This window comes from Bacillus sp. FSL W8-1141 (assembly GCF_038593205.1).
Lineage (GTDB): Bacteria > Bacillota > Bacilli > Bacillales > Bacillaceae > Bacillus > Bacillus altitudinis.
Genome location: NZ_CP151973.1, coordinates 2946761 through 2961678 on the forward strand (window position 1 = coordinate 2946761; position 14918 = coordinate 2961678).

The 14918-nt window shown below is 41.7% G+C and carries 10 protein-coding genes; 3 read left to right on the top strand and 7 right to left on the bottom strand.

Annotation, left to right across the window (positions count from 1 at the left end; translation table 11 throughout):
* Positions 1-59: 59 nt before the first annotated feature.
* From essA to NSQ52_RS15285, 6 genes are all read right to left on the bottom strand, one after another.
* Positions 60-557 carry a type VII secretion protein EssA gene (essA, locus tag NSQ52_RS15260; RefSeq protein ID WP_072368217.1) on the bottom strand — a complete coding sequence of 166 codons (498 nt, stop codon included), beginning with the start codon at positions 555-557 and terminating at the stop codon, positions 60-62.
* A complete protein-coding gene (esaA, locus tag NSQ52_RS15265) occupies positions 538-3435 on the bottom strand; it encodes a type VII secretion protein EsaA (protein ID WP_342473525.1) in 2898 nt (965 codons plus the stop codon). Before esaA ends, essA begins: the two co-directional genes overlap by 20 nt.
* Entirely contained in the window at positions 3432-7907 is a 4476-nt protein-coding gene (essC, locus tag NSQ52_RS15270; RefSeq protein ID WP_251185040.1) for a type VII secretion protein EssC, read from the bottom strand. Before essC ends, esaA begins: the two co-directional genes overlap by 4 nt.
* A 51-nt stretch (positions 7908-7958) precedes the next feature.
* Positions 7959-9272 carry a type VII secretion protein EssB gene (essB, locus tag NSQ52_RS15275; protein WP_008345895.1) on the bottom strand — a complete coding sequence of 438 codons (1314 nt, stop codon included), beginning with the start codon at positions 9270-9272 and terminating at the stop codon, positions 7959-7961.
* A gap of 14 nt (positions 9273-9286) precedes the next feature.
* Positions 9287-9526 (bottom strand): EsaB/YukD family protein, encoded by a 240-nt coding sequence (locus NSQ52_RS15280; protein WP_008345897.1) that lies wholly within the window; start codon positions 9524-9526, stop codon positions 9287-9289.
* A 95-nt stretch (positions 9527-9621) separates the two neighbouring features.
* Positions 9622-9915, bottom strand: coding sequence for a WXG100 family type VII secretion target (locus NSQ52_RS15285; RefSeq protein WP_003213769.1), 294 nt, complete (start codon positions 9913-9915; stop codon positions 9622-9624).
* 407 nt (positions 9916-10322) lie between these two features.
* Here NSQ52_RS15285 and NSQ52_RS15290 point away from each other — a divergent pair, with 407 nt between their 5' ends.
* The 3 genes from NSQ52_RS15290 to NSQ52_RS15300 all read left to right on the top strand — a co-directional run bounded on the left by NSQ52_RS15290 (position 10323) and on the right by NSQ52_RS15300 (position 13512).
* A complete protein-coding gene (locus NSQ52_RS15290; RefSeq protein WP_008345900.1) occupies positions 10323-11552 on the top strand; it encodes a PucR family transcriptional regulator in 1230 nt (409 codons plus the stop codon).
* A 110-nt stretch (positions 11553-11662) separates the two neighbouring features.
* Positions 11663-12799, top strand: coding sequence for an alanine dehydrogenase (gene ald / locus NSQ52_RS15295; protein WP_017358929.1), 1137 nt, complete (start codon positions 11663-11665; stop codon positions 12797-12799).
* A 116-nt stretch (positions 12800-12915) separates the two neighbouring features.
* Entirely contained in the window at positions 12916-13512 is a 597-nt protein-coding gene (locus NSQ52_RS15300; protein WP_304717711.1) for a biotin transporter BioY, read from the top strand.
* Positions 13513-13561: 49 nt separating this feature from the next.
* Here the strand turns inward: NSQ52_RS15300 and NSQ52_RS15305 are convergent, their stop codons facing one another.
* Positions 13562-14890, bottom strand: coding sequence for a Na+/H+ antiporter family protein (locus tag NSQ52_RS15305; RefSeq protein ID WP_024719743.1), 1329 nt, complete (start codon positions 14888-14890; stop codon positions 13562-13564).
* Positions 14891-14918: the final 28 nt, after the last annotated feature.

Genomic DNA, 14918 nt, shown 5'->3' on the forward strand with positions numbered 1-14918 from the left:
AATCGGTATCACATCAAGCAATCTGCATAAAGAAAAGCCTGCCCTTTTCATAAGGCAGGCTATTTCTTTTCCGTCTTCACATTCACCTTTGGAATGAGAATGATCATGACAATGATGCCAAAGGCGATCAAGATGCCAAAAATGATTGGCAGAAGTGCCGATCTCTGCTTTTCATGATCATCGCCAGAAGGCGTTGATACAGCCGAATCGCTGAAAGAGATATCCATCTCTTTCATCATACGAGCTGGCGTTTTAGGCGGATTGTCTTTCAGATCACTAAAAAGCTGCGGCGAAAGTTGACCACCAGAGGTCTTAGGCGGGTCAGCAAAGTGAATGTCCGTTTTGACTTTAGATGTTGTTTTGCTTTGTTCGTATTTCGTTTGATCCCTCAATATACTCGAATTAATATTGAGGTTCTTTTCTTGATATTCATTCGGCTTGACATTCGTATCCGTATCTTCACCTGTAGCAGCAAAAGCAGCAGGACTGAGGAGAAAAAGGGATATGACACCAAGTGCCATCCCTTTGACGAATAGATTAAGCCTCATGAGTGACATCACGTTCCTCTGTTTTGTCTTTCCATAGCTTCTTCACTAGTGGAATGACCATGAACAATATCGTTAAAATCAGTAGCCCTGTGATGCCCATACCGAAGTTGTCTCCATTTCCATATTGGATGGACAGATACACGTCTGTCACTGGATTTGTAAAATGGAAGTTTGGCATGACCAAATCAATTAACGGTGCAACAAAGAAGAAAATAAGCGCCGTTGCTGCCATCCATCCGGCAATTGAACCGAAAAGGAAAGCTGTGCGAATAAAGGCAGAGCACGCCACTAGCAGCAAAATCGTAAAGATCGACCATTGAATGGCTTGGTCATCAGCTAGTTTGTAAATGTTGAGTCCAAACAGGCTGATCATGAGCCCGACTAGCAGATTTAAAATACCAAAGAGTGCACCTTTGACCAGCATTGGCGCTGACGCATAGTACGAGCTAAAAAAGCCAATCAACAAACTGCTGATCATCACAATAACCAAAATGACTACTGGCGGTACAGTCTGCGTTTTTTCTTCTGGCACATCGCCGCTAATTTTCAGCGGATTGGCTAAATGGTTATACACATAGTTGCTGTTGCCTTGATCGTCTAAAGTGTTGCCTAAAATACCCTTTAAATCTTGTTGAACAAGCTTCGTAGAATTGACATTCTTACTCCAGTTTTCGTTCAACGTGTCTGCTTTTTCTTGGACGGTTGTGACACTTTCTTCAATATTATTCGTATAATCGGCCACCCCTTTTTGGCGGTCGGTTAACGAGCTCATATTTTCAGAAAGACGAAGCACTTCCTGACCAATTGAATCCTGTGCACTCACAACAATCGAACTGCCCGCAAGGTCTGCTGTATACACCGCATCTCCTTGATCAGCCATTTGTTCAGCTACTGTGTCCGCACTTTCAGAAATGGCATTTAACTCCTGTTCCATACTTGCCTGCTGAGTCGAAATGTATTCTGCGTAGCCATCTGAGAATTTTTGCATCTCATCAATAAAGGTAGACACATCATCATTTGACGTCAGCATCTGATTTTTGAGTGTATCCCAGTTTTCCGTTTCTTCTTTTTTGATGGAAAGGATGGACTGGATTTCATCTCCTTTTGTGTCTAGTAGAGATGAGTTGTTTGTTGGTTGATATAGATTCCCAAGCATCATCTCTAGCTGAGACAGTTGATTGGAGTATTCCATTAACTTTTTGGTGCTTGTTGAATTTGTTTTAAACTCTTGATCAAATATTTTCGTATTCAAAGTGTTGCCAATCGGCGAGTTTACTCGTTTCAGCTCTTGCACTCTGTTTAAAATAGAGGATTCCTGATTTTTGATTTCATTCGGAATGACGTTATATCGATCTTGTAACCTCAGAATCATCTTTTCAAGCTTCTCTACTTTTTTCGTGAGGCTTTCAAGCTCCTTACTCATTTGACTTACTTTGTCTTTCAATTGGTCGTTATGAGCGGTCGCTTTTTCTTGAATCTTCTTTTTCACTTCTTCTAAACGATTAGACAGTGCTTTTAGGTCATCTTTTGATTGATTCGTGCTGCTGTTATCTGGCTGAACAGCATCCTGACCATTTTCCCCCTCTTTATCATCTTCATTAGTAGGAGGTGCAGTCTGATCTTCTAATTGATCAGCTAGATCGTTCATTTCCGATGAAATTTGCGAGAGTTCATTTGTTTCATCATCTAAGTTAATGCCAATCTCTTCTGGGTTCTCATTATCTTGATCTGATTGCCCGTCATCATCAGGATCAGCTGGCTGCTCGGGTGCGTTGATTAGCTCTTGCCTTTTTGTCTCTAGCTTATTCTGCAAGGCGATGATCTTACTTTTATAGGCCTCTAAGTATTGACCTTCATAATTCTTCAACAGCTCTTCTTGAGACGCCTTCACAAGGTCCGTTAATCCCGACGATTGCTTAGGGATTGCGTCTTCTCTTGCCTTTTGAACAGATTGAATTGCGCTGTCCGTTGTTTTAAGCTGACTTTGGACCCCATTGATATCGGTTTTGAGTCCGCCCATTTGATCGCTAAAGCTGCGGGCATTTTGGTTTTGAATCTCCGCAAGCTGTTTGAGTCCTTGCTGGATTTGTTTTTTACTTGTCGATTGCGCTTTGATCAAGAGATCCTTTTGTTTGTCTTGATACTGCTGATATTGATCGACTACTTTTACGAAATCCTTCAGCTGGCTTTTCGCTTCTTCTGTTGTACTTAAACCGTCTTTATACTGTTTTTGTGAATCGGCCATCGCATTTTTTAGTTCTTCTATTTGTTTCTTCTGCTGCTGGACGGCATCAGATAGTTTGTTTGAATTTGGCTTATAGAAGTTGTACATCGTGTTTTGGAATTCGACCTCTTTGCCAACAATATGCTCAAACTCTTCTCTGACATTGCCGATTTCCTGTGATACAAAACTCCAATATAAAGTCGACATTTGTTCATTCATTTTCTTTTGAGCATTTTCTAGCTCTCTTTGTACTTTTTCTTTATTCACTGCATTGAGCTGATCTTGGATTGAGAATTGGATAGATGCCTTCTCAGGATGATCCTTATCATAGCTCAGCACATTTTTAGAGAAGTCAGATGGAATATAGAGAACTGCATCGTACTTTCTATTTTTCAGGCCATTTTCTGCCGCACTTCGATTGACGACTGTCCATGTGTAATCTGGACGCTCTGATAATGCCGCCACCACATCCTGTCCGAAACGAGCGGTATTTTCACTTTCGCTCGCCCCCATATCCTCATTGACCACGGCAATGTTACGTGTGGCATTCTTTTTCTGTTTTGCCGGATCATCCCCAATGAGATGGAAAAATAGAACCGGCAAGACGAGAATCAGTATCATGGTCGACACGATTTTGATGGAGCTTTTTTGCTGCTCTGTCATTGAACACTCTTCCTTTCTACCGCACATAAAGGAACCTGGATTTTCTTCTCTTTCCCGTTTTCAACCAAATATCCGAAGCCTGGCTGAATCTCTGGTTCTTGTCTTGCATACGGAAGCGGTATGATGTTTTGCTCTGATTTTTTCATCAGTAACATGGCATGACGAACCTGTTTGATTTCGTTTGTGAGTGCATCATAGCCTTTACTGAATTCGGTATGATTTCCTGACGCGATCAGGCTGAAGCCTAAGTGTGCATATGACTTCATGAAATCAGCCAATTGATCTTGAAGACGCGGGTCGATTGTCTGCTGAAAACGCGTAATGCCATCAATCACAAGCACAATTTGAGAGAACGACAACTGATCAGTCTCTCCTCGGCGCACAGCTTCGACGTACATCTCTTCACGCACCTTGAATAAACGATCTATTTCCTCTGCCCATTCTGTGATATCATCCTTTGTTTCAAGGTAATCAATGTTCTCTTCTTTTGCATAATGAGAGAGCCCCCGATCAATCGAATCAAAGACGGCCAGCTTCTCAGGTTTTGCTACTAATAGCTGATCAAGCATCAGTTTGGTCACATTTGTTTTCCCTCGCTGCGTTTGACCGATGATGAGGCAGTGTTTATTCTTCTTCAAGTCAAAGTAAACAGGTGCAACAGATTCCTCATCTAGTCCGACTGGAATGTCATACGGCTGTTTTTGTTCTTCTAAGCGACTCTCTAGCTCCCAAATGGTCAGTTTTTCAGGAAGCATTGGTACAGGTTTTGGTTTTTCAGCTGATTCAAAGCGAGCATCTAGAAGCTGGATCTCTTGTTTTAAATGCTCAAACAATTCGAGATCGTTCTCTCCTTCAACTGGCAGGAACATTTGGGCAAAGTAAAGCTCTTCTTTGTTGATAATGACTCGTCCTGGAATCGGCTCTAAGCTGAATTTCGGTCTGCCAATAATGGAGTATGCCTCTCCTTGATCCATTAAGTAATGGACAATCTTTGTTTTCAAGTTGTTCATAAGAGATTGACGGACTGCGTTGACACGAGTCGCTGTGATTAAGAAATAAATGCCTAACGATTGTCCATCACGGCTTAACTGAATAAATTCAGATTCGAGTTCATGCATTTCGTCTTTCACAATGTCAAAGTTGTCAATCACGATAAATATGAATGGAAGCTTTTTCTCATTCAGCGCATTGTACATTTTGATATGACTCATTTCCTGCTGTCTAAATAAACGCTTGCGATATTCAACCTCTTCACGAAGACGCTTCATCGACTTTTGAATCTTTCTCATTTGATCCATTAAGAAATAATCAGCCGTATGCGGAAGTTTGGCAAGCGGTAGCAAGGTGCCGTTACCGAAGTCATAAATATATGCATGCCATTCTTCAGGTGAATATCTTTCTGCGAAGCTCATAAGCAGTGTGGTTGCAGCAAGTGATTTGCCGTAGCCGGATGAACCGAAGATGCCAATATTTCCATCCTCCATCATTTGATAAGAAAGTGGATGCTGGCTTTGCTGATCTGGCTCATCGACAAGAGCGAAATGGAAGACGTGCTCTTCACTTGATGCATAACGTGTTTTTGGAATCCGCTCTTCAAGCGGTGGAAGCCATGGACTCGGAAGCTTTTCAATTCCAAGCTCCTGCTGCATACGTTCAATTTCATCCACAACAGCGGAAATTTCCGTCACTGTCTCTTTTTTCACAGCCGGCTCTGTACTTACCCCTGATAATGGGATCAGTCCAGTGTCCGTTACAATGGCAATGTCATCTTCTGATCCGTAGCCATCTTCCATATACGGTGCACCGCTCCACGCCGATTGGAATAATTCATAGATTTCATTGTTCCCCACTTGTAAATATCCACGACCTGTCACGGTAATCGACGCTGCATCACTATTTTTCAAAATTTCCTTACTGTCTGATGCATCTTGTACCTTTAATGCGACTTTAAAGCGGGAGTTACTCCAAATTTGATCATCAATGACCCCGCCAGGCTTTTGTGTCGCTAAAATGAGATGGACACCGAGACTTCGTCCAATCCGCGCAGCACTGACAAGCTCTCTAATAAAATCTGGCTCTTCACTTTTTAATTCAGCAAACTCATCAGAGATTAAGAACAAATGAGGCATCGCCTGTTCCGCCTTTTTCTCTTTATAGAGTTTCGTATAGTCATTGATATGATTCACATGATACTGATCAAACAAGCGCTGTCTTTTCTTCAGTTCACTTTTAATAGAGGCAAGCGCTCTTTCACTAAAGTTTTTGCTGCCTTCAATGTTTGTGATCGTACCAAGTAAGTGTGGAATATTTCGGAACGGCTGTGCCATTCCGCCTCCTTTGTAATCAATGAGCAGGAACGCCACTTCATGCGGGTGAAAGTGTACAGCCAAGGATAAAATATACGTCTGTAAAAACTCACTTTTTCCTGATCCCGTTGTTCCTGCTAATAGACCATGTGGGCCATGTGCTTTTTCATGCAGATTCAGATCGACAATATCGTTTTTTCCTTTATAACCGATAGGCACAGATAATGACTTTGCTGTTTCAGATGTCAGCCATTTTTCACGAATGCCAATGTCATCTACCTGCTTGGCATGAAACAGGTCAAGGAAGGAGACCGTTTCTGGAATTGAGTTGGTCATCCCGACTTGATGATCTAATGTTCTTAAGGTTCTGGCAAACAGCTCATTGTCCGCTCGCTCATGTGCATCCAGCTGAAATGGAATTCGTACGGCCTTCTTATGCTGAATGAGAATATCTCCTTCTTCTTCGTTAATGTAACGAACAAGCGTTGAAATATTTTCAGCCAAGCTTTCCTTTGTTTCTGCCGCAAAGATAATTGAGATGCCTAAATCCGTCCGGCTGCCTTCTAGGTATTCTAAAATCACATGTTCCGCAATGAGTTCATGGTTTGTCACGATAAACACAAAGTGAGGCGTAAAGATTTTTTTCTCTTTTTCCTCTTCCAGATCACGCTCTCGCAAAATTTCATAAATAGAAGACAAGAGCTGATCACGTGTTTGTTCGTTATATATAAACCCTTTCCCGTATGTATGAGGAAGTTGGAAGTGCGGCAGCCATTTCATCCATTCCCAGTTCTCATACTCCTGTTCATTAAAGATAAAAACAAATCTCAAATCATGATAGCTGTGCGAGAAAGCAAGCTGGCCGACAAGCTGGTGAAGCTCATTTTTGACAATTGCCGGTTTTCCTATTAATCCGGTTGGACCGTCCGCAAGACCGAACGTAATCGGTACATCTTTTACCTCGCGATAGACGTTTTGCATATGCTGTGTTTGTTCCATTAAGTCATCGATGTCACGATTGGCCATATCGCCGCCGCTCGTCGATAATTCATAACTTGAAGGAACTGCACCTGTCCCGAGACGCAGCTGTAAAAAATCATCACTGACAAGCGTCTTTTCCCAAATACGCCCGCTGATTTCTGACGTCAAATATTTCATTTGTTCAAAAGACGGATAATGATACGTTAAAATAAATTGTTGACGGTCATACAGCTCTTGCAGCTCTTTCCGCTTATTTTCTAAGTAAAGCGAGTAAACGCGTTGCCGCTTCTCTTCTCGTCTTTTGCGCTGTGATTTCTCTTTAAAATATTGAACGGACGAAGTAATTAACGTCATAATAAACATCGCCATCGACACGACAATAAAGATGCCTCGCGGCTGTACAAGGGCCACGATCCCCATGACAATCAGCATGACAAGCGGTGGAAGAACCACGAGCCAAAGTCCTCTGCCATTATTTTCACTCTCCTGTGAAGGAAAGCTGAAAGACACCCGGTCATCTGGCAGATCGTAAATCAAACGTGGTGTTCGTCTATATAAAGGATATTTTTGTTTCGTTTCGGTACTCGGCGGCCTTGTTTTTTCTAAACGTGTTTGAAATGGTTCAAATGCTGTTACTTGCAATAAATCATCATCTTTCAATGACAACGTCAAAAAGTTCCAAAACAGCTCATCTCCAGCAAGAAGCTGCTGTGGACCGTGCAACTGTTTCCCGTTCACATAGATCGTCTCATCTTGGGGAATGACATACCAAGTGCCTTCTATTTTTTCCAACGTGAAGGATTTGGCATCTTGAAACATTGAATGGGCTTGTTCTTTCCACACATCCGCTTCATCTATTTCTTCACTTGAAATAGTCACTTCGACTCTATTTCCTAGGTAATAAATGGATTGATCATGATGTGAATCCATCAACATGAGTGTGAGTGAACCAACCTGATATGGTTCATGTGGAAGTAAGTGACCTTTCTTTTTTTCGCCCTGATAAAGAGAAAAGCCGTCATTCGTTTCATCTGGAGATAAACGAATCAACCCTTCATCAAACGAAAGGGAAGGAATCGTTACTGTATGCTCTATTTCAGGTCCAATCACAGCTTCTCGGTTGAACTGCTCATCTAAACGGACGGTTTGATAATCTTCCTCATAAAAAACCCATAGAAGACTCAAACGCTCCACCTCCTCATCGGACAGCACCAACTGTCAGTTGTATCGAAAGAATTATTTTTTCTCATCTTTTTTCGTCTGAGAGGTTTTCTTTTTTGCATCAGATTCTTTCTCTTTTTTCTCCTGATCGGCTTTTGACTGCTCTTTTTGTTCAGCTGTTTCATCTGTTTGGCTTGCATCTGAGGAGTCATTGGTGCTCGTCTCCGTTGTTTCTTTTTCTTCATACTTCGCCATTTCCTTAATGATTGGATCTAGCTGTTTTTGTTTTTCTTCAGCAGATAGGCTGTCGTCATTTTGAATTTCATTGCGGTAGGCGACGAGTGCTGTGAATATGTATCGGTCGTCCCCGAGCACCCTTGCAATATCCAGAGCTTCCTTGCTATTGCCTTGTCCAATATGAATCCAGAACAGGAAGTATTGCGGGTCTGTCTGCAATGTGTACGTATCCGTGATTTCTTTTTTGTGCTGGTCAAGCAATAGATTCCCTTGATTCGTTTGCACATACGAAATGGCCAGTTCATATTGAAGAGAGACTGGCATTTGATCGGCTTTGTATTTTTCGAGCGTATCCACCACTTGGCTGTACTGTTTGTTGAGATAATACTTGTTCGCTTCCACATACGCTTCTTGTTTCGGCATGGCGAAAAAGAACGTGTAAATGGTATACACCAATGCAGGAATCAAAAGAACAAGGAGACCCAGTCCAATGTATCGTTCGATCTTCCATTTCTTTTTTGGAATGGTTAAGAGCGTCTTTTCTTTTGCTTCGATGGCTTCTATTTTTTGTTGAATCAAAGCAGACAATTCTTCCAGTGACTGTGTATCACTTATTTCCTTTGCCAGCTCAGATAATTTCAACGTATCATGATAAGCCAAATATTCTTGAAACTGATATTCATGGTCCACCACTCGAAGAATGACGGCTTTGACCTCTTTTAACAGACGATGTTGGTCGGTTTCATATGGCGGGATGCTTTCTTTAACCCCGTAATGCAAAAATGCAGGCGCTAAGCCTTGATGAAAAACAATGTTTTCAGGAGAAACAATAGGATGCAGCCGCTTCACGTCGTGTTTGCACACTGCATCGACAAGCTGGTATGAAAAAATCCATTTGCTTTTTTCATCCTTTGCATGGATGAAACGAAATTCCTGATAGGCAGGAGGCGGTTGAATCGAAATGATGACCTCACCTTCGGTTAATTGGATCTCTTTTTTAAATGAAGGATTGATGTCTTTAATCGGTGCCGCTTCTAAACCGTCTAAGAGTTTAATTGTCTCTCTTTGAAAAATGAAGGTGTAAGTGCCTTCCTCTTTTTTCATGACTGCTTCTAATTGTTCTTCTAAATAGGAACTCTTTTTATCTGCCATTTACAAAAGTCCTTTCATAGTATTTCCAGCCTGTCTCCTGTGGTGATTCCACAGTCTGACAGCTTATATTCGCCTGAAAACACAGCTTTCTTATTGACTACACGCACCCATCCGCCATCTCGTTTAGGTAGTGAGATTTGTTTTGCCTGCCAGGCGATATGGATGACTTGTTTAATATGTAAATAATTTGATAGTCTCAAATCAAACACACTGCCATCATAGTTTTTTAAGTCGATGGTAATATCGATATACACAAATTTCCACCTCACAAAATAGAAAGAGCGCCGGCATCAACTGACAGACTCGGCGCTTTTTCTGCTTTTCACACTTAGAAAGGAAATCCCTTTGATTAGCCGCGGATTTGGCTAGCGATGTCTTGGTCAGTGCTTTCAAGTGTATTTGCAGTTTGATCAAGCTGATTGCTGACATCTGTTAATAGATCAGACATTTTGATGAATGAAGGTTTAAGCTGTTCGTATTGATCAGCGAATGCTTCACTAGAAGCACCTTCCCACATTCCTTTTAGGTCAGAGATCATTCTATTTAGACGATCAACTTGGTTTAACACTTCTTGACTTTCAACACCATATTGCTTAGCGGTCGCTCTTAGTTCTTCTGGGGTTACGCGAATAATTCCTGACATATTCCTCATTACCTCCCGTGCATAGCCGCCATATAATGGGCTAATCCACTTATTTTTTGACGTTATTATTATAAAAACAGAAATGATACACAGTCAAACAAATCTGTTTTTATTTTACAAAATGAGTCTATGGAATTACTGTTTTTTCGCTCTTTATCTAGTATTTAACAATTTTTTGGTCATATATTCTTAATAAAAGGGCGTGCACTTCGATGAATCTTTCCGCCTATTGATTTTTTACTACATTATTATTGTACTATTTCTTTTTGTGATCAACGCATGACCAATGTGCTCATTTCTCAGGCTTTTTGTTTTTTTAATGATTATGGCATTTTCTTGTTGATTTACGTACCTGATTCTCTTCATAATGTAAGTACGTGAAATATTCGAAAAAGCAGGGGTTTTTTATGACAAAAAAGACAGATCCATTTAAGTATAGCCTTGATCGTTTAGAGGATGTGGCAGACCAAATTAGTGATGTGCTCAATTGCCCTATTACTATAGAAGATACTCATCATCGATTATTAGCCTATAGCACACATAATGATTTCACTGATCCCGCCAGAACTTCAACCATTATCTCCCGCCGTGTACCGGAAAAAGTCATTAATCGGCTTTGGAAAGACGGTATCATTCCTACACTCCTTAAAACAGATGAACCGCTTCGCGTACCTCAAATTGCAGAAGTCGGTCTATCCAGCAGGGTTGCCATTTCCATATGGAAAGACAAAGAGGTGCTCGGCTTTATCTGGGCAATTGAATCCACGCAGCCTTTTTCAGATGAAGAAATGGACCTTCTCAAGATGGCAGCACATGCCGTGAAAAACAAATTACTCAATTTACAAATTCGAAAAACGAAAACAGAAGAACGCAATCAGGAGCTATTTTGGAAGATGCTCACAGGACATATTCATGAAAAGGATGAGATGCTTGATCTCTTCTTGAGACTTGGGATGAGGTGTCCAGACACGTATGCGATTATTATTTTTCGCCTTCGTGATGAACTCACAGAAGATACGGAAAAGAAGCTCTCCTATCTGCTTGAAACAACGCAGCAAGTGCAGGTGCTGTTAACGACTGTTGATTTTAACGAATTCATTATTCTTGTCTCGCCAAAAACAGAACATCCGCTTCAAGATATTAAACAATTCACAAGCGGCATGCTAAAGCAGTTGTCTGATCGGTATCAGCTCCATGACGTTCAAGCGGCCATTGGTGGAATTTACGATCACATTACTCATATTCAGCCATCCTATAAAGAAGCACTGGCCGTCTTAAAAACAAAAGAACGCTTTCCTGTGGAAACAGAACAATTAAACAGCTTTTCTGAACTGGGTATTTATCAATACTTAGATGTGCTTGCTGAAAAACGAAAGGGATCGTCTTATTCCAGTTACTCTTTATCAAAGCTTGAGGATTACGATCTCAGGCATCATTCCAACCTCGTCGAGACCCTTGAACGGTTTATTGATTGTGACAGCAACGCCAATATCGCCGCAAAGCAGTTAAATATTCATATCAACACACTGAATTACAGGCTGAAGCGGATTACGGACATTGCAGAAATTGATTTAAAAAACATGAATGAGAAAATGACCATTTATCTTGATATGAAGCTAAAAAACGTCCCTTTGTGAAATTTCACAAAGAGGCGTTTTTTAATTTTTTCATTCAACCGAAGAATTTTCTAAACTTTCAGGATACACTAGACATACAATATCAATAGATAAGCATAGGAGGAATTGATATGATCATCGGCATTCCGAAAGAGATTAAGAACAATGAAAACCGGGTCGCATTAACACCAGGAGCAGCATCTCAATTGCTTTCAGCTGGACACCAGATTTTAATTGAAACGAACGCTGGTTTCGGAAGCGGTTTCACTGATGACGATTATGTATCTGTTGGTGCAGAGATTCTTGATCAAGCGAAAGATGTGTGGGCATCTTCTGATATGATTATGAAGGTAAAAGAACCATTACCTGAAGAATATGCTTATTTCAGAGAAGGTCTGATCTTATTTACGTACTTGCACCTTGCAGCAGAGCCCTCCTTGGCTGAAGCATTAAAACAAAAAGGTGTAACAGCCATTGCTTATGAAACGGTAACGGACGGAAAATCACTCCCTCTATTAACGCCAATGTCTGAAGTAGCAGGTAGAATGGCTGCTCAGATTGGTGCTCAATTTTTAGAAAAGCCAAAAGGCGGAAAAGGCATTTTGCTCGCAGGCGTGCCAGGAGTATCGAGAGGGAAAGTCACCATTATTGGCGGCGGTGTCGTTGGAACAAATGCAGCGAAAATGGCGATCGGACTTGGCGCAGATGTCACCCTTATTGATGTAAATGCGGAACGATTACGTCAGCTGGACGATCAGTTTGGTCATCAAATGAAAACGTTAATGTCTAATCCTGTTAACATTGCAGATTCAGTGAGCGAGGCAGACCTGCTCATTTGTGCGGTTCTCATCCCAGGTGCTAAAGCTCCAACCCTTGTCACAGAAGAAATGGTGAAACAAATGAAGCCTGGTTCTGTCATTGTCGATGTAGCCATTGACCAAGGCGGGATTGTGGAAACAATCGATCATATCACAACACATGATCAGCCTACTTATGAAAAGCACGGCATTTTACATTATGCTGTTGCCAATATGCCAGGAGCGGTTCCGAGAACATCGACAGTTGCTTTAACAAATGTCACGGTCCCATACGCCCTGCAGATTGCAAATAAAGGTGCTGCAAAAGCGATCAAAGAAAACAAGGCGATTGCTGAAGGCGTCAATGTGATGAACGGACATATCACCTATGAAGCTGTCGCTCGTGATCTCGGCTATGATTATGTGCCTGTTAGTAAAGCCCTTGAAACCTCTTCCATGACCGAAGCTTAATATCTAGCCCGCCCTTTTCAGGGGCGGGTTTTATTGTTAACCTAAAATAAAAATGAGTTGACAAAAGAACCTCTTCCCCTTAATCTATTTGTACAGATAAGACAGGGGGAAATATCATGCAAAAGAAGACAAGAACAGCTGACTTTGTGCTCGTCGGGATGTTTGCTGCGCTCATGGCTATCGGAGCCAATATCACATCCATTGTGCCATTTTTACAGGTCGGTGGAATCCCACTTACGATGCAGCCGTTTTTTTGTGTGCTTGCTGGTCTTTTGCTGGGCAGACGACTTGGCGCATTGGCCATGATTGTCTATGCTCTTGTTGGGATCGCTGGTGCACCTGTATTCGCACAGTTCTCGGCGGGTCTCGGCGTTATTTTAGGAAAAAGCGGTGGCTTTGTGTTATCATACATTCCTGCTGCATGGCTTGCCGGATTCATTCTTGAAAAAAGACAAAACCCTGGTTTTAGCCGCTTTTTATTTGCAGCCATTGCAGGAACGACCGTGATGTATGTGATCGGGACAACTTATACATACATCGCATTAAATGTATGGCTGAACGCACCAATCTCTTATCAAACCACATGGTTCTTCATGATGTGGTTTATGGTAAAAGACTACGCGCTGACCATCCTCCTTGCGATGCTGGCACCTAAAATTTATCGATCAGTTTCAAAAGCCACATCCTTTCGAAAAGAACAAACAGCTTCCTAATATCAAAAAAGGTTCCTTTACTCTATATGAGTAAGGAACCTTTTTTCATTTATAGCATAATTGCCGCAAGCCAGCCGAACAAGACGAGCGGGATATTATAAAAGGCGAATGTTGGGACACATGTACCCCAAATGTGGTGATGCTGTCCATCCATATTCAGTCCAGATGTTGGTCCAAGTGTACTGTCGCTTGCAGGTGAACCTGCATCTCCTACCGCCGCAGCTGAACCAATAATCGCAATAGTCGCCATCGGGCTGAATCCTAAGTGTAAACAAAGCGGGACAAAGATCGTCGTAATAATCGGAATCGTTGCAAATGATGAGCCAATGCCCATTGTCACTAGCAGACCCACCAATAGCATTAAAATAGCCGCTAAGCTTTGGCTGTTTCCGATAAATTGAGAAGACGCCTTGACGAGAGATTCAATATCTCCTGTTTTCGTTAAAACATTGGCAAATCCAGCTGCAACAAGCATGACAAATCCGATAAATGCCATCATGTTCATGCCAGATGTAATCAGCGCATCTGCTTCATCACGTTTCATCATTCCAGTTACAAACAAGACAAGCAAGCCTGCAAGCGCACCGAAGATCATCCCTTCGACTCCAAGGCTTTGAGAGAGATATAACTGAACAATAAGTGATACAAGGATCGCAAGTCCAGCAAAGAATAAGCTCTTTTTTGTATATGCTGATTTTTCTACATCCGTAATGTCACGATTCTCATATGTTTTTGGCTTACGATAGACAAAGAGTGAAACGATCAAGCCAACAACCATGCCGCCTACAGGAATCAGCATCGCATACGGAATGTCTGCTAAATTCACTGTTAAACCTGCATCTTTCATGTTGTCACGAAGCATTCCGTGAAAAATCTGTCCAAAACCGACCGGAAGTAAAATATATGGTGCAGTAAGTCCGAAAGTCATCACACATGCTAGCAGTCTGCGGTCAATTTGAAGCTCGTTAAACACCTTTAATAATGGCGGGATTAAGACCGGAATAAAGGCAATATGAACAGGAACAACGTTTTGAGAAAAACAAGATACAATCAAAATGACCAGAATAATGAGCACTTTTGATAATGTTTTTCTTCTTGAATCGCCTTCTTTTCCAAGAAGCTTCACAGCTCCTTCGACCATGGCATCAGGAAGACCCGTTTTCGTCAGTGCGGCTGCGAATGCACCTAATAGTGCGTAACTAATCGCCACTGTCGCATTTCCGCCAAGACCGTCAGTGAACGCTTGAACTGTTCCCCCTAGACCTAATCCACCTGCAAGTCCGCCCGCTAAAGCGCCAAGTGCCAACGCAATCACGACATTGACCCGCAGCAAGCTTAATATCAACATTAAAACAACCGCTAAAACAACTGCATTCATGGTGAAACCTCCGAAATCCTTTAGTTTA

What these genes read in the sequence shown, in the direction of transcription:
- essA (WP_072368217.1), bottom strand. Translation starts at nt 557, where the DNA reads ATGTCACTCATGAGGCTTAATCTATTCGTCAAAGGGATGGCACTTGGT.
- esaA (WP_342473525.1), bottom strand. Translation starts at nt 3,435, where the DNA reads ATGACAGAGCAGCAAAAAAGCTCCATCAAAATCGTGTCGACCATGATA.
- essB (WP_008345895.1), bottom strand. Translation starts at nt 9,272, where the DNA reads ATGGCAGATAAAAAGAGTTCCTATTTAGAAGAACAATTAGAAGCAGTC.
- NSQ52_RS15285 (WP_003213769.1), bottom strand. Translation starts at nt 9,915, where the DNA reads ATGTCAGGAATTATTCGCGTAACCCCAGAAGAACTAAGAGCGACCGCT.
- NSQ52_RS15290 (WP_008345900.1), top strand. Translation starts at nt 10,323, where the DNA reads ATGACAAAAAAGACAGATCCATTTAAGTATAGCCTTGATCGTTTAGAG.
- ald (WP_017358929.1), top strand. Translation starts at nt 11,663, where the DNA reads ATGATCATCGGCATTCCGAAAGAGATTAAGAACAATGAAAACCGGGTC.
- NSQ52_RS15300 (WP_304717711.1), top strand. Translation starts at nt 12,916, where the DNA reads ATGCAAAAGAAGACAAGAACAGCTGACTTTGTGCTCGTCGGGATGTTT.
- NSQ52_RS15305 (WP_024719743.1), bottom strand. Translation starts at nt 14,890, where the DNA reads ATGAATGCAGTTGTTTTAGCGGTTGTTTTAATGTTGATATTAAGCTTG.